The sequence below is a fragment of the Variovorax sp. genome (assembly GCF_965279555.1).
Lineage (GTDB): Bacteria > Pseudomonadota > Gammaproteobacteria > Burkholderiales > Burkholderiaceae_C > Variovorax.
In genome coordinates, this window is sequence record NZ_OZ257247.1 from 4362388 (window position 1) to 4379560 (window position 17173).

At 64.8% G+C, this 17173-nt stretch carries 16 protein-coding genes and 2 riboswitches; of the genes, 8 read left to right on the top strand and 8 right to left on the bottom strand.

Features of this window, described 5'->3' with window-relative positions; translation table 11 throughout:
- Nucleotides 1-28 precede the first annotated feature (28 nt).
- From ACQY8B_RS20515 to rfbB, 5 genes are all read right to left on the bottom strand, one after another.
- Nucleotides 29-1960 (bottom strand): glycosyltransferase family 4 protein, encoded by a 1932-nt coding sequence (locus ACQY8B_RS20515; protein ID WP_422088390.1) that lies wholly within the window; start codon nucleotides 1958-1960, stop codon nucleotides 29-31.
- 150 nt (nucleotides 1961-2110) lie between these two features.
- A complete protein-coding gene (rfbC, locus tag ACQY8B_RS20520) occupies nucleotides 2111-2659 on the bottom strand; it encodes a dTDP-4-dehydrorhamnose 3,5-epimerase (protein ID WP_422088391.1) in 549 nt (182 codons plus the stop codon).
- On the bottom strand, nucleotides 2656-3552 hold the full coding sequence (gene rfbA / locus ACQY8B_RS20525) for a glucose-1-phosphate thymidylyltransferase RfbA (protein ID WP_422088392.1): 897 nt from the start codon (nucleotides 3550-3552) through the stop codon (nucleotides 2656-2658). The genes rfbC and rfbA overlap by 4 nt, the downstream gene beginning before the upstream one ends.
- A gap of 26 nt (nucleotides 3553-3578) precedes the next feature.
- Nucleotides 3579-4469, bottom strand: coding sequence for a dTDP-4-dehydrorhamnose reductase (gene rfbD / locus ACQY8B_RS20530; protein WP_422088393.1), 891 nt, complete (start codon nucleotides 4467-4469; stop codon nucleotides 3579-3581).
- Nucleotides 4466-5536 carry a dTDP-glucose 4,6-dehydratase gene (rfbB, locus tag ACQY8B_RS20535; protein ID WP_422088394.1) on the bottom strand — a complete coding sequence of 357 codons (1071 nt, stop codon included), beginning with the start codon at nucleotides 5534-5536 and terminating at the stop codon, nucleotides 4466-4468. Before rfbB ends, rfbD begins: the two co-directional genes overlap by 4 nt.
- 126 nt (nucleotides 5537-5662) lie before the next feature.
- A riboswitch (glycine riboswitch) is annotated at nucleotides 5663-5766 on the top strand.
- A gap of 17 nt (nucleotides 5767-5783) precedes the next feature.
- Nucleotides 5784-5891, top strand: a riboswitch (glycine riboswitch).
- 93 nt (nucleotides 5892-5984) lie between these two features.
- Here rfbB and ACQY8B_RS20540 point away from each other — a divergent pair.
- On the top strand, nucleotides 5985-7286 hold the full coding sequence (locus ACQY8B_RS20540) for a D-amino acid dehydrogenase (protein WP_422088395.1): 1302 nt from the start codon (nucleotides 5985-5987) through the stop codon (nucleotides 7284-7286).
- An 18-nt stretch (nucleotides 7287-7304) separates the two neighbouring features.
- On the opposite strand, the gene ACQY8B_RS20545 is transcribed toward ACQY8B_RS20540, so the two are convergent.
- From ACQY8B_RS20545 to ACQY8B_RS20555, 3 genes are all read right to left on the bottom strand, one after another.
- Nucleotides 7305-8585, bottom strand: coding sequence for an FIST signal transduction protein (locus tag ACQY8B_RS20545; protein ID WP_422088396.1), 1281 nt, complete (start codon nucleotides 8583-8585; stop codon nucleotides 7305-7307).
- Nucleotides 8586-8629: 44 nt separating this feature from the next.
- Nucleotides 8630-9394: a PhaM family polyhydroxyalkanoate granule multifunctional regulatory protein gene (locus ACQY8B_RS20550; RefSeq protein ID WP_422088397.1), complete on the bottom strand. Its 765-nt coding sequence runs from the start codon at nucleotides 9392-9394 to the stop codon at nucleotides 8630-8632.
- A 91-nt stretch (nucleotides 9395-9485) separates the two neighbouring features.
- A complete protein-coding gene (locus ACQY8B_RS20555; protein WP_422088398.1) occupies nucleotides 9486-10931 on the bottom strand; it encodes a PLP-dependent aminotransferase family protein in 1446 nt (481 codons plus the stop codon).
- A gap of 122 nt (nucleotides 10932-11053) precedes the next feature.
- On the opposite strand from ACQY8B_RS20555, the gene ACQY8B_RS20560 reads away from it, so the two are divergent.
- The 7 genes from ACQY8B_RS20560 (at nucleotide 11054) to ACQY8B_RS20590 (ending at nucleotide 17163) form a co-directional block, all read left to right on the top strand.
- Nucleotides 11054-11653, top strand: a complete 600-nt coding sequence (locus ACQY8B_RS20560) for a LysE family translocator (RefSeq protein ID WP_422088399.1) — start codon at nucleotides 11054-11056, stop codon at nucleotides 11651-11653.
- 154 nt (nucleotides 11654-11807) lie between these two features.
- Nucleotides 11808-12791: a DMT family transporter gene (locus ACQY8B_RS20565; protein WP_422088400.1), complete on the top strand. Its 984-nt coding sequence runs from the start codon at nucleotides 11808-11810 to the stop codon at nucleotides 12789-12791.
- A gap of 53 nt (nucleotides 12792-12844) precedes the next feature.
- The gene (locus ACQY8B_RS20570; protein WP_422088401.1) at nucleotides 12845-14047 is read left to right on the top strand and encodes a PLP-dependent aminotransferase family protein; all 1203 of its coding nucleotides are present in this window, start codon (nucleotides 12845-12847) and stop codon (nucleotides 14045-14047) included.
- 22 nt (nucleotides 14048-14069) lie between these two features.
- A complete protein-coding gene (locus tag ACQY8B_RS20575) occupies nucleotides 14070-14708 on the top strand; it encodes a LysE family translocator (protein WP_422088402.1) in 639 nt (212 codons plus the stop codon).
- 12 nt (nucleotides 14709-14720) lie between these two features.
- Entirely contained in the window at nucleotides 14721-15557 is an 837-nt protein-coding gene (locus tag ACQY8B_RS20580) for a PhzF family phenazine biosynthesis protein (protein ID WP_422088403.1), read from the top strand.
- 35 nt (nucleotides 15558-15592) lie between these two features.
- Nucleotides 15593-16234 carry a glutathione S-transferase gene (locus tag ACQY8B_RS20585; protein ID WP_422088404.1) on the top strand — a complete coding sequence of 214 codons (642 nt, stop codon included), beginning with the start codon at nucleotides 15593-15595 and terminating at the stop codon, nucleotides 16232-16234.
- Between the two features lie 5 nt (nucleotides 16235-16239).
- Nucleotides 16240-17163: a PhzF family phenazine biosynthesis protein gene (locus ACQY8B_RS20590; protein WP_422088405.1), complete on the top strand. Its 924-nt coding sequence runs from the start codon at nucleotides 16240-16242 to the stop codon at nucleotides 17161-17163.
- Nucleotides 17164-17173: the final 10 nt, after the last annotated feature.

The following is a 17173-nucleotide window of genomic DNA, read 5'->3' on the forward strand; positions in this document are numbered from 1 at the left end:
CCTGTGCGCGTTGACAACTGCAGTTACATCAACCTTCGGCAAATCCGTCTCCAAAAGAACTTTTCGAAGGAACGAAAAGCTTTGATTTAAAGGCGCTCCATGAACGCTCCGTTCCTAATTTTTTCCTCATCGACTCCGAACGCCTTGCTACCTCTTCTGGATCGTTAATAATCTGACGGATTGCCTCGCAATATGCGGTCTCATCGTCTAAATCGTTAATCAGCCAGCCTGTCTCATGAGTAACCAACTCCGAAACTCCACCGACATTGCTTGCGATGATCGGTAGTCCTGCTGCTGCCGCATTGATCAATACAGTTGGCATTCCTTCGAACCTAGAGGTAAAAAGAAACGCACTATATTTTTCCAGCGGAAGCTTGTTGAATGAAGGGAAAAGCCCTAATACATTTACTCCTGGATACTCAGTTGCGAGTTGCAGTAATTCGGTCTCTATCCTTGCCTCTCCGCCTCCATAGATGTCCAAAGAAACCTTCGGTCGACTTTTGATGATTCGCGCCAGTAGCTCAGTATTTTTTTGATAACAAAATCGCCCAGCCCAAAATATTGCCGGAACAGATTCAAATTGATGCTTGTTGACAGTTATTTCTTTAATATCATCCAGCACAGGCTGAGGCAGGAACTTCAACTTCTTCTTCAGCGACACAGTAAGCCCAAATCTTTGCGCCACCTCATCGAGAAAAATTTGGGTATCGAAATAGACCAAATCGACATTTGCGATACCAGCTCGAAAATGAGTATCAGCGTAGCCCGCACCGCGGCCATCTTCAGTGAAGTCACGGCAAAATAATGCAACGTGAATACGGCATATTTTTTTGAAAGCACGACCTTTTTCGAGAATTGCATCCCAACAGGCCATACTGTTCACATTCATTATGGAGGCGGGTTGAACAGAAAATATGAGCGCCTCAACAATGCGCTGCCTGTGTTTCGGACTTAGTTTTCTATCGTAATCGGAAAGAACCAGTACTTGCGTTCCCTCGGGCAACCAATCGAAGGCATCCACATTTGCATGATCAGTCAATACCAGAAGCACAGCTTTGACACTTAGTTTTTCCTGGGCGGCGCGAATCATATTCACACCAGCTAGATCGGCCCCCCCCTTAACCAGCCAAGGCATAAAAACGATATGCTCAATCTCACCTGGAAGATCATCAAAAATGCGGCGCCATGCAACGCCCACCTCATCAGAGGGAATGCTGAAATTCGGTCGCAACCTCAGGTGTTTACCATGCAAAGGGTGGCATGCTTCGATTTCGGGATCGAGAACCATCAGATCTGCAACAGTCTTTTTCACAACCTCCGAAATGCTTGGATTCATGCCCTTGAAGCGGCCCTCATTAATTCCATGCTCGAGGTAATGAAGCAAGGGATGCACGTTGTGCAGAACAACATCAGGATATATATCTCTGTACCATGCACAATCAAATTCTTCGCTCGCTTTAAGCCCTTCAAATCCGCCGTGCCTGAGGAAGTGTAGATAAGGGTCCTGACCTTCTAGATGAGGATAGGTTTTTAAATACCACTCGGGATTGAATAGATCCGTGCCGCGAAGTATTTCAACATCCCGCACCTCTTGTTCTGTCGGCGGGTCGCTGCCGAGGGAAGGAATCGGCGCGCCTTCGGCATCTGAGTCGGTGCCGGTTGTTTCACGACCTTCGCGGCTTCCCCAACGGAGATAATGGACGAGAGGATTTGTACCGCTGATCGCCACATCGCCATATTTTTTCAAATACCATGCTGAGTCGAATTTTTCGCTTGGAGATCTTCCCTCATTTCCTCCGAAGCGAATAAAGTGGGACAAAGCATTTTGGACTGGAACATCAGGGTTCTGACCAGCATACCAATCCTTGTCAAAGAAACCTGAATTTTTTACGAGCTTGGCGGCTCGATATTCACTCACATATCGAACAACTCGGGCCAGCACATCCTTGACATTCATCATCTACTTCCAGCGACCATAAGCTGCAGAATTTCAAATGCATTCATTATTTCCACGCTTTCATGCCTAACACACGACTTCGACTACAGTGAACTTAAAAACAGCGTGACATCAAGCATGAGACCTTAGTTTGAAAAGCAAGAATCCCATTTTTTAAGCGAAAGTATTCGCCTGCTTCAGAAAAAGACCCTCGCTGTCCTTTTTTGACAGCTGAGGTGATATGCCGATATCTGGCCATTTGATGTTCAAATCGACGTCATTCCAAGCAATACACCTTTCATACTCAGGAGAGTAGTAGTCAGTAGTCTTGTATAAGAAGTCCGCACTTTCGGTTAACACGAAGAAGCCGTGGGCGAAGCCTGGCGGGATCCACAGCTGCCTTTGGTTCTCTTCGTTGAGTTCGGTACCAACCCAACGGCCAAACGTCGGCGACGAGCGCCTGATGTCTACAGCCACGTCAAAGACCGCCCCCCGCGCCACCCGCACCAGCTTGCCTTGTGCATTCTGAATCTGGTAGTGCAAGCCACGGAGCACGCCGCGCGAAGATCTGGAATGGTTGTCTTGAACGAATTCAAACTTCTTGCCAACCGCCTCGTCAAATGCGCGCTGGTTGAAGCTCTCGAAAAAGAAACCACGCGCGTCGCCGAATACTTTCGGTTCTATGATCAGCACCTCTGGAATGGCGGTTTTGACCACATTCATGAGCGAACCTCCTCGGCGAGCAGGTGGTTTAGGTATTTGCCGTAACCATTCTTTTGCAGCGGCGCGGCAAGCTTGGCCAACTGATCGCGATCGATAAATCCGTTGCGCCAAGCGATTTCTTCCGGGCAGGCAATCTTCAGCCCTTGGCGATGCTCAAGCGTCGCAATGAATTGGCCCGCTTCAAGCAGGCTCTCGTGCGTGCCAGTATCCAGCCACGCGTAGCCGCGCTGCATGATCTGCACATTGAGCTGGTCGAGGTCTAGGTACGCCTGATTTACAGCCGTGATTTCCAGTTCCCCGCGCGCGCTCGGCTTCACCGCCTTCGCGATGTCCACGACTTGGTTGTCATAGAAGTAGAGGCCCGTCACCGCATAGCTACTCTTCGGCTTCAGCGGCTTTTCTTCGATGCTGCTGGCCTTGCCCTTGGCGTCGAATGCCACCACTCCATACCGCTCGGGGTCGTGCACGTGATAAGCAAAGACGGTGGCACCAGAGTTCTTCGCATCAGCACCGCCGAGCAGATGTGCCAGGTCATGCCCATAAAAGATGTTGTCCCCCAACACCAGCGCACTGGGCGAATTCCCTACGAACTTCTCACCAATGATGAAAGCCTGCGCCAGCCCATCCGGACTCGGCTGCACTGCGTATTGCAGATTGATGCCCCACTGGCTGCCATCACCCAACAGTTGCTGGAACCGCGGCGTGTCCTGCGGCGTGCTGATGATCAAAATGTCGCGCATGCCGCCCAGCATCAGGGTGCTGAGCGGGTAGTAGATCATCGGCTTGTCGTACACCGGCAGGAGTTGCTTGCTCATGGCCAGCGTGGCCGGGTGCAGGCGGGTGCCCGATCCACCGGCCAGGATGATGCCTTTGCGTTGAGTTGTCGTGGTCATTCTTTTCTTTGGTGTGTATTCGCTTCTCAGAGCGTCTCGCGCAGCATGCGCGCAACGCCTTCCTGCCAAGGCGGCAGGCGCAGGCCGAAAGTGGTCTGCAGCTTGGTGGTATCCAGACGCGAGTTGTGCGGGCGCTTCGCCGGGGTCGGGAAGGCGCTGGTCGGCACGGCCTCGACAGCCTGCGGGCCGGCCTTGAGCTCGACACCGGCCTGCTGCGCCATTTCGAGCACGAAGCGCGCATAGCCGTGCCATGTCGTTTCACCGCCCGCAATCGCGTGATAGAGCCCGGCCTTGGCCGGATCCTGCAGCGTGGCGCGGATGGCATGGGCCGTCACGTCGGCCAGCAACTCGGCACCTGTGGGCGCACCGAATTGGTCGTCGATGACGGTCAGCTTGTCGCGCTCCTTGGCCAGGCGCAGCATGGTCTTGGCAAAGTTGCCGCCGCGTGCCGCGTACACCCAGCTTGTGCGGAAGATCAGGTGGCGCGGGCAGTGCTGCGCCACCAACTGCTCGCCTTCGAGCTTGGTCTGACCGTAGACGCTGAGCGGGCCGGTCGCGTCGTCTTCCTTCCAGGGCTTGCTGCCGCTGCCGTCGAAGACATAGTCGGTCGAGTAGTGCACCATCAGCGCGCCGATCTGCTGGGCGGCTTCGGCCACCACGCCGGGCGACGTGGCGTTGAGCTTGCGCGCGAATTCGGGTTCGCTCTCGGCTTTGTCTACTGCGGTGTGCGCCGCGGCATTGACGATAACGTCCGGACGCACCCTCAGCACGGTTTCCGCAAGCTGATCAGGACGGTCGAAATCCGCTGGGAAGTCGGTGCTGTCGGAACCGAGTGCCAACAAATTACCTAGCGGCGCGAGGCTGCGCTGCAGTTCCCAGCCGACTTGGCCGCCCTTGCCCAGCAGCAGCAGCTTCATGCCGTGGCCTTTGCGTCGTACTGCTTTTCCACCCACTCGCGGTAGGCGCCGCTTTGCACGTTGCGCACCCATTCGCTGTTCGCGAGGTACCACTCGACGGTCTTGCGAATGCCGGTGTCGAAGGTCTCGGCAGGCTTCCAGCCGAGCTCTGCTTCGAGTTTGCGCGCGTCGATGGCGTAGCGGCGGTCGTGGCCGGGGCGGTCGGTGACGTAGGTGATCTGTTCCTTGTAGGGCTTGCCGTCGGCCTTGGGGCGCAGCTCGTCCAGCAGCGCGCACACGGTATTGACGATCTCGATGTTCGGCTTCTCGTTCCAGCCGCCCACGTTGTAGGTCTCGCCCAGTTTGCCGGCCTCGAGCACGCGGCGGATGGCGCTGCAGTGGTCCTTCACGTAGAGCCAGTCGCGCACCTGCATGCCGTCGCCGTACACAGGCAGCGGCTTGCCAGCGAGCGCGTTGACGATCATCAGCGGGATGAGCTTCTCGGGGAAGTGGAACGGGCCGTAGTTGTTGGAGCAGTTGGTGGTGAGCACCGGCAGGCCGTAGGTGTGGTGCCAGGCGCGCACGAGATGATCGCTGGCGGCCTTGCTGGCCGAGTAGGGGCTGTTGGGCTCGTACTTGTTCTCTTCGGTGAAGGCCGGGTCGGTCTTGGAGAGCGAGCCGTAGACCTCGTCGGTCGATACGTGCAGGAAGCGGAAAGCGGCTTTCTGATCGGCTGGCAGCGCGCTCCAGTGGCCACGCACGGATTCGAGCAGGCGGAAGGTGCCGAGCACGTTGGTCTGCACGAAGTCTTCGGGACCGTGGATCGAGCGGTCCACATGCGACTCGGCGGCAAAGTTGACCACGGCACGCGGCTTGTGCTCAGCCAGCAGGCGGTCGACCAGGGCGCTGTCGCCGATGTCGCCCTGCACGAAGATGTGCTTCGGGTTGTTCTTGAGCGACGCGAGCGTCTCGAGGTTGCCGGCGTAGGTCAGCTTGTCGAGGTTCACGACAGGCTCGTCGCTGGTAGCGATCCAGTCGAGTACGAAATTGGCGCCAATGAAGCCAGCGCCGCCGGTAACCAAGATCATGGGGTCCCCTGAATGTTGAAAGTCATCGCCGTGTCGCAATGAACCTTAACGTTCGATTATCCCATTGGGCCAATTGACGGAAACACAAGACGTTACCGTTCTTCCCTCGCCGTGTTTACAATCGTTCGCGATACCGCAGGAGAGCGGGCCACCCCGGTGGCCCTACCGAAGGCGCAAACTCCCATAAACGCTCAGGTCGGCCCGACGAAGTCTTGTATTTCGGCAAGGGGTCAGTACTGCATCAACTGAAACGCCGTCTGGAGAGACGCCACTTCACGTGGCGCACCGAAGGAGCAAATTCGTTGCAATGGCGCAACGAATGAATCTCTCAGGTACCGAGGACAGGGGGAGCGGCAACTTGGACAGCGGTCGTCCGGTTGCTTGCTATTAATTCAATAGTATTCACCATCGCCCGCCGTTCAAGCGCAGCACCTCAAAGGTACTTGAAATGCGCGTGATCGTTCTTGGCGCCGGCCTGCTCGGCGTGACCTCGGCTTACTACCTCCAGCAACTCGGCCACGAAGTGACCGTGATCGACCGGCAGGCCACCCCGGCCGCCGAAACCAGCTTCGCCAACGGCGGGCAGATCTCCGTCAGCCATGCCGAACCCTGGGCCAACCCCAGCGCGCCTCTCAAGGTGCTGCAGTGGCTGGGCAAGGAAGATGCCCCGCTGCTGTTCCGCATCCGCGCCGACATGCGCCAGTGGCTATGGGGCCTGCAGTTCCTGCGCGAATGCACGCCGGCGCGCACCCGCCACAACATCGAGCAGATCGTGCGTCTTGGCACATACAGCCGCTCGATGTTGCAACAGTTGCGCCGCGACACCGGCATTGCCTACGACCAGCGCACCCAGGGCATCCTCCATTTCTATACGACGCAGAAGGAGTTCGACGGCGCCCTCGCGCCCGCCGAGCAGATGCGCGCCCTGGGCTGCGAGCGCCAGGTCATCTCGGCAGACGAGGCCGTGAAGATCGAGCCCGCCCTCGCCCACATCCGCCCCAAGCTGGCTGGCGCGACCTACACGGCCGAAGACGAGTCTGGCGATGCCAACCGCTTCGCGCGCGAGTTGTCCCGGCTCGCGGCAGAAGCCGGCGTGAAATTCCTGATGAGCCACACCGTCACCGCCCTGCGCGAGGCCGGCGGCAGCATCGATCACGTGGAGGTCACCGATGTCGAAGGCCGCTTCCAGCGCATCCGCGGCGATGCCTTCGTGATGGCGATGGGCTCGCTGAGCCCGCTGCTTGCGGCGCCGCTGGGTATTCGCCTGCCGATCTATCCGGCCAAGGGCTATTCGGTCACGCTGCCCGTCAAGGACGCGTCCAAAGCCCACCAGGTCTCGCTGACCGACGACGAATTCAAGCTCGTGTTCTCGCGCTACACCTCGGAATCCGGCGACCGCCTGCGCATCGCGGGCACGGCCGAACTCAACGGTTACGACCGCGACCTGAACCGCGTGCGCTGCGAAGCCATCGTGCGCCGCGTCGAAGAGCTGTTCCCCGGCGCCGGCGACACCACGCAGGCCCAGTTCTGGACCGGCCTGCGTCCCGCCACGCCGAGCAACGTGCCGCTGATCGGCAAGACCAAGCTCGCGAACCTGTTCCTGAACACCGGCCACGGCACGCTCGGCTGGACGCACGCCTGCGGCTCGGGCAAGTCGATCGCGCGCATCGTGAGCGGGCTGGCGCCGGAGGTCGATTTCGCGTTCACGGGAATGCCGGCGCCGCAGCCGCGCGTGCTGCAACCGGCGTGATCGGCGGCTGAAAGGCGGTCAGTCGTTGGCCGTGAACACCGTCAGCACCCCGGTATACCCATACAGGTGGTGCCGCGCGATCTCCCCGGCGGCGAAGAACCCGACCAGCGGCACGTCGCCCAGCGCGTGCCGCACGATCTGCAACTCGGCGCCCGGCGCGCCGAAATGCGGCCCGCCACGCCCGGAACAGCTCACGTACACCGCTCCCGCGATGCGCCTTGCCGGATGCGGCGCCGCCTCGGCCTCGCCCGCCGCCACGGCGCGCGCGGTGGCCAGCGTCTGCTCTTCCGGCTCCAGCTCTTCACGGATCTCGGCGCAGATACGCATCAGGTCCAACCGCGCCGCCTGCGCATTGCGGCGGCAGAAGGTCAGGCGCATGCCGGCTTCGGCCGTGTCGGCAATCGCGATGCCGCGCCGCGTCGGGTCGAGCCCGATGATGTGGCGCACCAGCACGTCGGCGCCCAGGTCGCCGGTGCGGCGGATGCCGTCGCTGCCCGCGTCGGCCAGACCGACCAGCGTGTTGCGCACGGCGTCGATGGCTTCCTGCGGCCGCTCCAGCGACACCTGCAGATCGGCCAGCAGCACGTCGAGCGCGGGTTCGCCGTCGAGCCTGAGCAACAGGTTGCCGTCGGCCTCCGTGATCTCTCTCTCGCGCACCGCGCCCGAGCGCAGCGGCTGGCAGCCCTGCGTGACGCGCGACACCAGCCGCACGCCGTCACCGAACACCACGCCCGACAGGCCGCCTGAAAACACGCCCCCCGCAGCCCCGTGGCCGCGGATGTTGCCGTTACCGCCGATCGCGAACTGCAGCGCGCCGCCACGGCCCGACGAGAGCCCGCCGAACAGGTAGCCGGTGTCGGTGCGGCCCGCCATCTCGGCGATCAGCTCGGTCAGGTCCGGCGTGGCCGGATCGGCGTGCACCAGCGCGGTATGGGCCTCAAAGCCGCTCATTTCGGAGTTGCCCAGCGGCGCGACGCCCGAGAACACGCGGTACTGGTCGCTCGGCAGCGCGCAGAGCATGAGCGTCATGCCGGGCTCGTCGAAGTATTCGGCGTTGTTGGCCGCCACGCCGATGCCGACGGTGCCCGACCAGTCGGTCACCTCGGGCAGTTCGGCGCTCAGGTGGTCGAGGATGTCCTGCGCCTCGGCGGCGTAGTGGTCGGTGATGTAGAGCAGCCCGAGCGTCGGCGACGACGCGTAGTCGGGCAATGCCATCTGTGCGCGCAACTGGGCCAGCACGAGGCCGGCCGCCATGCGCCATTGCGGATGGGTGGCATGACCGGAGGGAAACAGTTTCATGATGCGTGCCAACCCGTTCTTTCCAAAAATATGTGGGTATGACGTCAGCGCCGGCTGGAGGTTCGCTTGCGCGCGGCGGTCGACGTCTTTTTCCTGGCGGCCGGAGCCGCCGCCTTCTTTGCCGCGGCAACGGGCTTGCGGGCCTTGGTTGCCGCCGGCTTGCCGCCCATCGCCTTGCCGACCGCGTCGGCCAGCGGCTGGGCCATGGCCGGCACCTTCAGCTGCGCGGCGTCCTGCAGCGCCGAGCTGGCGATCTGCTGGAACTGCTCGGTGAGGGAACCCCACCACTGCATGGGGTCGACCACGCCGGCGCCGTCGGCGGCCTTCGATTTAGCGGCGGCCGGCCGCGTGCGCGACTTCTTGGGCGTCGGCGCTTCCTCTTCCTCGGGCAGCTCGTCTTCTTCCTCGATCTCTTCGGGCTCCGGCTCGGGCGCGGCGGCAGGGGCTGCTGGTGCGGGCGCCGGCATCACGGCCGCGGCCTGCTTGGTGAACGCGCTGGCGATGTCTTCCATGCGCACGTTCATGCCGCGCAGCGTCGACAGCGTCATCTTCTGCACCTCGAGCGCCTGGATGGTGGCCTTGAGCGCATGGCCGTTCTGCTCGAGCCAGTACTGGACCGTCTTGAGCTCCTGGATGCGTTTGTCGACTTCCTCCACGCTCAGGGTGGGCGCGACCCAGCTCGCAAGGCTCGGAATCCCCGGCACCGAACCGGCGCCGGTGCCCGCTGCGGCGCCGCCGGCGAGGTTCTTCAGGAAGTCGAATCCGGGGACGAACTGGCTGAAGTCGAAGGGCTTGCTGGCGTTGCTCATGCGGAGGGTCTCCTGGGAGGGTTTTCTTGTGTTCCCAGCTTACTCCAAGCCCTTGCCGTCCGGCCCGGCCGGCGCGGGGATTTACCTGCCGTCAGAGTTCGTCGCGAACCTTGCTGAAAACCTTCCAGAACGTCGCGTCCTGCGAGGTCGCAAAGTTGATGCGCATCATGGTGCTCGGCGGCCGGCGCGCATGGAACAGCGAGCCCGGCGCCAGCAGGTAGCCCTGGTCGAGCATGCGCTGCGTGAGCGCGTCGGTGTCCACGCCCGTGTCGACCCAGCCGAACAGCCCCGCCGGCTCCGACGCGAAGGTGCAGCCGTGCGACATGGCCAGCTTCACCGCCCGCCCCCTCGCCCCGTCGAGGCGGATGCGCACGCGCTCCGAATGCCGGCGCAGCTGCCCCTGGTCGATGCACCACGACAGCGCCCGCTCGAACAGCGTGGGCGAGGTCAGCGTGGCCAGCAGCTTGGTCTCGAGCAGCCGCTCTTTCAGCGCGGGCGGCGCGGCAAAGAAACCGATGCGCCAGTTGGGCGCCAGGATCTTGGCGAAGCCGCTCACGTAGATGGTGCGCTGCAGCCCGTCGAGAGCGCTGAGCCGGGTGGCGTGTTCGGGGGCGAGGTGGCTGTAGGTGTCGTCCTCGACGATGTGGAAGTCGTGCTCGTTGGCCAGCTTGAGCACGCGGTGCGCGCTGCCCGGCGTGAGGCTGTAGCCGGTCGGGTTGTGCAGCACGCTCACGCTCACGAACAGCTTGGGGCCGTGCAGCTTGCAGTACTGCGCCATCACTTCCAGGTCGGGCCCGTCGGCGCGGCGCGGCACCGGCAGGATGCGCATGCCCAGCGCCTCGAGCCGCGCGAATTCGAGCGCCCATCCCGGCTCCTCGACCATCACCGGGTCGCCCGCGCGCAGCAGCGTGCGGCTCACGATGTCCAGCGCATGGGTGGCGCCGATGGTGGTCACGATCTGGTCGGGCGTGGCCGGCACGTTGATGCCCACCAGCTTCTGCGACAGGCTGCGCCGCAGGCTCATGTCGCCGGCCGGCTCGCCGTACTGGAGCGACAGCTCCTGCAGCGCGGCTGTATTGGTCATGCGCCGAACGGCCGTGGGCATGAAGGTCGACGCCATCCAGTCGGGCGGGAACACGCCCATGCCCGGCTGCGGCTTGTCGCTGGGGCGGTGGAACATGCTGCGGATCAGCGAACTGGCGTCGGCGGGCACACGCGAGGCCATCATCTGCACGGCGATTGCCGCCGGCACGCCGCTCGCGCCGGGTGCGTCCGTGCCATTGCCCGGGCGGCCGTCCTGCAACGCGGCGGCGTCGCGCACGTAGAAGCCGCGCTGCCGGCGGGCCTCGACCAGCCCCTGCGCCAGCAGCTGGTCGTAGGCGGCGACGACTGTATAGGGGCTCACCCCCTGTTGCCGTGCGCATTCGCGCACCGAGGGCAGGCGCGCGCCGGGCGGCAGCAGCCGGGTGCGGATGCGTTCGGCCAGCCGGTCGGCCAGCTGCCCCGTGAGCGACTGGGTGGAGGTTCTTGTCAGCATGCGTTCCCGTGTCCCAGAAGAGCCTTGTGGGCTCTGTGCCGAAGGAATGACCAATACAGTTTCAGTGATTGTTCGACCATCTGTACTGGAACTGTAATGGTCTCAAGTTTAGAGTGTGTGTCATGAACTGGCAAGAATTCACCGCGCTGCTGGTGCTGGCCACGGCGATGAGTTTTTCGCCCGGTCCCAACACCACGCTCTCGACCGCCCTGGCGGCCAACGGCGGCCTGCCGCGCGCGATGCGCTTCGTGGTCGCGGTGCCGGTCGGCTGGACTCTGCTGCTGGTGCTGTGCGCCGCCGGCATCGGCGCGCTGGTGGTGGCGGTGCCGCCGCTGCGGGTGGCCATCAAGGCTTTGGGCATCGGCTACCTGCTGTGGCTGGCCTGGAAGCTCAGCGGCAGCGCCACGCTCGGCAAGGCCGACAGCGCCAAGCTGTCGGTCGGCTTCGGCCAGGGCGTGATGCTGCAGTTCGTCAACATCAAGGCCTGGCTGCTGGCGCTCACGCTGGTGGCCGGCTGGATCGCCGGGCAGCCGGACGCGCTGCGCCGTTTCGCCATCGTGGCGCCGGTGATGCTGGTCTTCGCCTTCGCCAGCAACTTCGCCTATGCGCTGGTCGGTGCCCTGCTGCGCGAATGGCTGTCCAAGGGCGCGCGGCTGCTGTGGTTCAACCGCGCGATGGGCCTGGTGCTGGTGCTCACCGCCTGGTGGATGGTGAGCGTATGAGATTGGCTCACCCCCAGGCTTCGCGCACTTCGTGTCGCTGCGCCACCCCCCTTGCAGGGGGCAATACCTGCGGCCCGGCAAAGCCGGTTCCACGGTATTCCCCGATGGAACCCCGTCCATCTTCAACGGCACTTTTTTCTCCGGGTTCGCGCGTATGAGGAGCATCAAGGACGAGACGCTCGGCATGTGGCTCGGCGTGATCGGCGTGGCGCTGTTCGCGGTCACGCTGCCGATGACGCGGCTGGCCACCGGCACGCAGGCCGCGCCGCAGTTGTCGCCCTGGTTCGTCACGCTCGGGCGCGCGGCGCTGGCGGGGCTGCTGTCGGCCGTCTTTCTACTTGCCACGCGCTCGCCGCGGCCCGCCGCGCACCAGTGGAAGCCACTGGGCATGGCGGTGCTGGGCAACGCCATCGGCTATCCGCTGCTGCTGGGCTATGCGCTGCGCGTGGTCACGGCCAGCCATGCGGCGGTGGTGACGGCGCTGCTGCCGCTGGTCACCGCGGCCGTGGCGGCGTGGGTGCTGCACCAGCGCGCACGGCTGGGCTTCTGGCTCTGCGCCATCGCGGGCAGCCTGCTGGTGGTCGCGTTCTCGGTGCTGCGCGCCAGCCAGACGGGGCACGGCTTCGGCTTCGAGTGGGCCGACCTGCTGCTGGTCGGCGCGGTCATCGCGGCATCGTTCGGCTACATCTACGGCGCGCAGGTCACGCCGTCGCTGGGCGCCGAGCGCGTGATCTGCTGGGTCTGCGTGATGGCGCTGCCCGTCACGCTGCCGGCCACGCTGGCGCTGTGGCCGCAACAGCCCATTGCCACCTCGGCTTGGCTCGGCTTCGTCTACGTCGGCATGTTCTCGATGTGGATCGGCTTCTTCGCCTGGTATCGCGGCCTGGCGCTGGGCGGGGCGCTGCGTGTGAGCCAGACGCAACTGCTGCAACCATTCCTGTCGATCCTCGCGTCGATCCCGCTGCTGGGCGAGCCGCTCGACGTGGTGACGCTGGGCTTCGCGATCGCGGTGGTGGCCACCGTGGTCGTGGGCAAGCGGCTGTCGCAGCCGGCGAAGCCCGCCACGAACCCGACACAGCCCGCAGCGCCGAAAATGACGCCTGCCGCCGCCCGCAAGGCCAGCCCGCACGGACGCTGATCCGCCGTACCCTCTCCTTCGAATCTCACCTCACCGCCTGAAAGAAGAAAGCCATGAACTGGAAACTCGCCGCCCGCGCCGCAAAGATGAACCCCTCGGTGCTGCGTGAAATCCTGAAGGTCACCGAACGCCCCGGCATCATCAGCCTGGCCGGCGGCCTGCCTTCCCCCAAGACCTTCCCGATCCAGGCGTTCGCCGACGCCTGCGCCGAAGTGCTGCACAACGACGGCCAGGCCGCCCTGCAGTACGCCGCCAGCGAAGGCTATGCACCGCTGCGCCAGGCCGTGGCCGACATGCTGCCGTGGGACGTCGACGCCTCGCAGGTGCTCATCACCACCGGCTCGCAGCAGGGCCTGGACCTCGTGGCCAAGGTGCTGATCGATCCGGGCAGCAAGGTGCTGGTCGAGACGCCCACCTACCTCGGCGCGCTGCAGGCCTTCGGCCCGATGGAGCCGAACCCCGTGGGCGTGGCGAGCGACGACGAGGGCGTGATCGTCGATGACCTCGTGGCCAAGGCCAAGGACGCGCGATTCGTCTACCTGCTGCCCAACTTCCAGAACCCCACCGGGCGCACCATGACCGAGGAGCGCCGCGCCGCCGTCTCGGCCGCCGCCGCCGAGGCCGGCTTGCCCATCGTGGAGGACAACCCCTACGGCGAACTCTGGTTCGACGAAGCCCCGCCGCTGCCGCTGGCCGCACGCAACCCCGAAGGCGTGATCTACCTGGGCTCGTTCTCGAAGGTGCTGGCACCCGGCCTGCGCCTGGGCTTCCTGGTGGCGCCCAAGTCGATCTACCCGAAGCTGCTGCAGGCCAAGCAGGCCGTCGACCTGCACACGCCGATCTTCACGCAGCGCATGGTGTCGGCCGTCATGAAGGACGGCTTCCTGGACCGCCACGTGCCCACCATCCGCGCCCTCTACAAGCGCCAGCGCGACGCGATGATCGCCGCGCTCAAGCGCGAGATGGCCGGCCTGGACGTGAAGTTCAACGCACCCAAGGGCGGCATGTTCCTCTGGGCGCGCCTGCCGGAGGGTGTCGACACCGTGACGCTGCTGCCCAAGGCGGTTGAGCGCAACGTGGCCTTCGTGCCGGGCGCGCCGTTCTACGCGGGCGAAGGCGATCCGCGCACGCTGCGCCTGTCGTTCGTGACCGCGAGCGAGCAAGAGATCGACACCGCCATCGCCGCGCTGGCGCAGACGCTGCGCGAAGAACTGGTGCTGCTCGGCGACAAGCAACTCGCAGCCGCCCAGATCTGAAAGCACAACCCAGGAGCCTCCCTTGATCGGCCTCGCGACGCTCTCGCTCTTCCTGCTCGCGGTTCTGGCGCTGTTCCTGTCGCCCGGCCCGAACATGGCTTTCGTGCTCTCGCACGGCGTGGCCCATGGTCCGCGCGGCGGTTTCGCGGCGGCCATCGGCATCTCGGCGGCCGACCTGGTGCACACGCTGTTCGCCGCCACCGGCGTCACCGCGCTGGTGGCGGCGTGGCCGCCTTCGTTCGACGTGCTGCGCTATGCGGGCGCGCTGTACCTGGTGTGGCTCGCGGTGCAGGCGCTGCGCAGTGGTGGCGGCCTTCGCATCGGCGCGAAGGCGCAGCCGGCGGGCTTCGGCCGCATCGTGCGCATGGCGCTGCTGAACAACCTCGTCAATCCGAAGGCGCTGCTGTTCTTCATGGTGTTCCTGCCGCAGTTCGTCGACCCCTCGCGCGGCAGCGTGCCGCTGCAGCTGGTGCAGCTCGGCGTGGTGCTGTCGATGGCCGCGCTGGCCTTCAACACGCTGCTGGGCGCATGCAGCGGCCAGATCGGCCGCTGGCTGCACAGCCGCCCCGGCGCGGCGCGCTTCCAGAGCGGCCTGCTGGCCGCCGTGATGCTGGGGCTGGCCGTGCGCCTGCTCTTCCTCGATCGTCCTTCACCTCGCTGAAGAAGGTTTCCCATGAACGTTCTGAAGATCGCAGCCTTCTCGGATGGCGAGACGGGCGGCAACCCTGCCGGCGTCGTCATCACCGATGCGCTGCCGCCCGCGGCGCAGATGCAGCGCATTGCCGCGGAAGTCGGCTTCTCTGAAACCGCGTTTGCCGCCCGCGCCGATGACGGCGGCTGGCGCGTGCGCTACTTCGCGCCGCAGTCCGAAGTGCCCTTCTGCGGCCACGCGACGATCGCGCTGGGTGCCGCGCTGGCCATGCAGCAAGGCGACGGCGTGTTTCCGCTCACGCTCAACAATGCGCGAATCACCGTGGAAGGCCGGCGCGGCGGCAGCCTGGTCGAGGCCGCGCTGCAGTCACCGCCCACGCGCAGCGCCGCGGCGTCGCCCGAGCTCCTGTCCGAGGCCCTGGCCCTGTTCGGCTATGCACCGCAAGACCTGGATCCGCGCATTCCGCCGGCCATTGCCCATGCGGGCGCCGACCACCTGGTGCTGGCCCTGGCAAGCCGCGCGGCCCTGTCGTCGATGCACTACGAGCTGGAGGCCGGCCGAGCGCTGATGGCCCGCGCGGGGCTCACGACCATCGTGCTGGTCTTTGCCGAGACCGCGCAGCTGCTGCACACGCGCAACCCTTTCGCGTCCGGCGGCGTGTACGAAGACCCCGCCACCGGCGCCGCCACGGCCGCGCTGGCCGGCTACCTGCGCGACATCGGCTGGCCGCACGGCGGCGCCATCGACGTGGTGCAGGGCGAAGACATGGGCGTGCTGTCGCGCCTGCATGCCGGCATTCCGCCCGTGCCGGGCAGCTCGATCCGCGTGTCGGGCACCGCGCGCATCATGCGGGCCTGAGTCGCCGAAGAACCAGGAAAAGAAAGAACCCAACCATGCTCAATATCTGGGGCCGCATCAGCTCGATCAACGTCCGCAAGGTGGTGTGGTGCGCGCAGGAACTCGGGCTCGACTTCCAGCGCACCGAGGCCGGCGGCAAGTTCGGCGTGGTGCAGACGCCCGAATACCTGGCGCTCAACCCGAATGCCATGGTGCCCGCCATCGACGACGGCGAAGGCGCCGAGCGCGTGACGCTGTGGGAGTCGAACGTGATCGTGCGCTACCTCTGCGCCAGGCATTCGCACGGCAACTTCTACCCGAGCGAACTGCCCGCGCGCTTCGACGCCGAACGCTGGATGGACTGGCAGCAGACCACGCTCAACCGCGCAAGCCGCGACGCCTTCATCCAGTGGGTGCGCACGCCGCCGTCGGAGCGCCAGAGCGCACTCATCGAGGCCTCGGTGCGCGAGAGCGAGGCGCTGTTCGCGATGCTCGATGCGCACCTGGCCAGGCGCGCCTACCTCGGCGGCGACAGCTTCACGATGGCCGACATTCCCGTCGGCTGCGAAGCGCACCGCTGGTTCGGGCTGCCCGCCGCCGAATACCGCCGGCCGAGCTGGCCGAACGTGGAGCGCTGGTACGCCGATCTCCTTTCCCGCCCCGGCACGCGCGGCGTGCTCGATCTAAGCCTCGAATGAAACTGATGAAATCCCGCCCCTTCAAGCAAGTCGACGTCTTCACGGCCACGGCCTACCGCGGCAACCCGCTGGCCGTGGTGATCGACGGCAACGGCCTCGACGACGCCGCGATGCAGCGCTTCGCGCAGTGGACCAACCTGTCCGAGACCACCTTCCTGCTGCCGCCCACCGAGCCGACGGCCGACTACCGCGTGCGCATCTTCACGCCCGGCGGCGAGCTGCCTTTTGCCGGCCATCCGACCATCGGCAGCTGCCACGCATGGCTGCAGGCCGGCGGCAAGCCCAAGGCGCCCGGCATGGTGGTGCAGCAATGCGGCGCGGGCCTGGTGCCGCTGCGCCGCGAGGGCGAACGCCTGGCCTTTGCCGCGCCGCCGCTCAAGCGCAGCGCGCCCAGCCCCGCGCTGCTGGCCAAGGTGGCCGGCGCGCTGGGCCTGAAGGCGCAGCAGATCATCGCGGCGCAGGTGCTCGACAACGGCCCGGTCTGGTTCGGCCTGCTGGTCAATGACGCCGATGCCGTGCTGGCGCTCACGCCCGACCACCGCACGCTCAGGGAGCTTGGCGTGAAGGCCGGCGTGGCGGGCGTTCCCGCGGCCATCGACACGTCGCCGCTGATCGGCCGCTCGAACCGCGAGGCCCGCGCCTTCGGCAACCGCCCGGCCGCCGAGTACGACGACGGCGCAAAGATCGACCTCGAAGTGCGCGCCTTCGCCGAGCCCGTCGGCGTGCAGGAAGACCCGGTCACCGGCAGCCTCAACGCGAGCCTGGCCGAGTGGCTGATTGCCGACGGCCACATGCCCGAGCGCTATCTCGCCGCGCAAGGCCAGTGCCTCGGCCGCGCCGGACGCGTGTACATCGAGCGCGACGCCGAAGGCCGGATCTGGGTCGGCGGCGACGCCGTGACCTGCATCGACGGCCAGGTCACGCTGTAGGCATGACGCC

Coding starts and splice junctions, on each gene's coding strand:
- ACQY8B_RS20580 (WP_422088403.1), top strand. CDS start 14,721: ATGAACGTTCTGAAGATCGCAGCCTTCTCGGATGGCGAGACGGGCGGC.
- ACQY8B_RS20585 (WP_422088404.1), top strand. CDS start 15,593: ATGCTCAATATCTGGGGCCGCATCAGCTCGATCAACGTCCGCAAGGTG.
- rfbA (WP_422088392.1), bottom strand. CDS start 3,552: ATGACCACGACAACTCAACGCAAAGGCATCATCCTGGCCGGTGGATCG.
- rfbB (WP_422088394.1), bottom strand. CDS start 5,536: ATGATCTTGGTTACCGGCGGCGCTGGCTTCATTGGCGCCAATTTCGTA.
- ACQY8B_RS20540 (WP_422088395.1), top strand. CDS start 5,985: ATGCGCGTGATCGTTCTTGGCGCCGGCCTGCTCGGCGTGACCTCGGCT.
- ACQY8B_RS20590 (WP_422088405.1), top strand. CDS start 16,240: ATGAAATCCCGCCCCTTCAAGCAAGTCGACGTCTTCACGGCCACGGCC.
- ACQY8B_RS20565 (WP_422088400.1), top strand. CDS start 11,808: ATGAGGAGCATCAAGGACGAGACGCTCGGCATGTGGCTCGGCGTGATC.
- ACQY8B_RS20555 (WP_422088398.1), bottom strand. CDS start 10,931: ATGCTGACAAGAACCTCCACCCAGTCGCTCACGGGGCAGCTGGCCGAC.
- ACQY8B_RS20570 (WP_422088401.1), top strand. CDS start 12,845: ATGAACTGGAAACTCGCCGCCCGCGCCGCAAAGATGAACCCCTCGGTG.
- rfbD (WP_422088393.1), bottom strand. CDS start 4,469: ATGAAGCTGCTGCTGCTGGGCAAGGGCGGCCAAGTCGGCTGGGAACTG.
- ACQY8B_RS20515 (WP_422088390.1), bottom strand. CDS start 1,960: ATGATGAATGTCAAGGATGTGCTGGCCCGAGTTGTTCGATATGTGAGT.
- rfbC (WP_422088391.1), bottom strand. CDS start 2,659: ATGAATGTGGTCAAAACCGCCATTCCAGAGGTGCTGATCATAGAACCG.
- ACQY8B_RS20560 (WP_422088399.1), top strand. CDS start 11,054: ATGAACTGGCAAGAATTCACCGCGCTGCTGGTGCTGGCCACGGCGATG.
- ACQY8B_RS20545 (WP_422088396.1), bottom strand. CDS start 8,585: ATGAAACTGTTTCCCTCCGGTCATGCCACCCATCCGCAATGGCGCATG.
- ACQY8B_RS20550 (WP_422088397.1), bottom strand. CDS start 9,394: ATGAGCAACGCCAGCAAGCCCTTCGACTTCAGCCAGTTCGTCCCCGGA.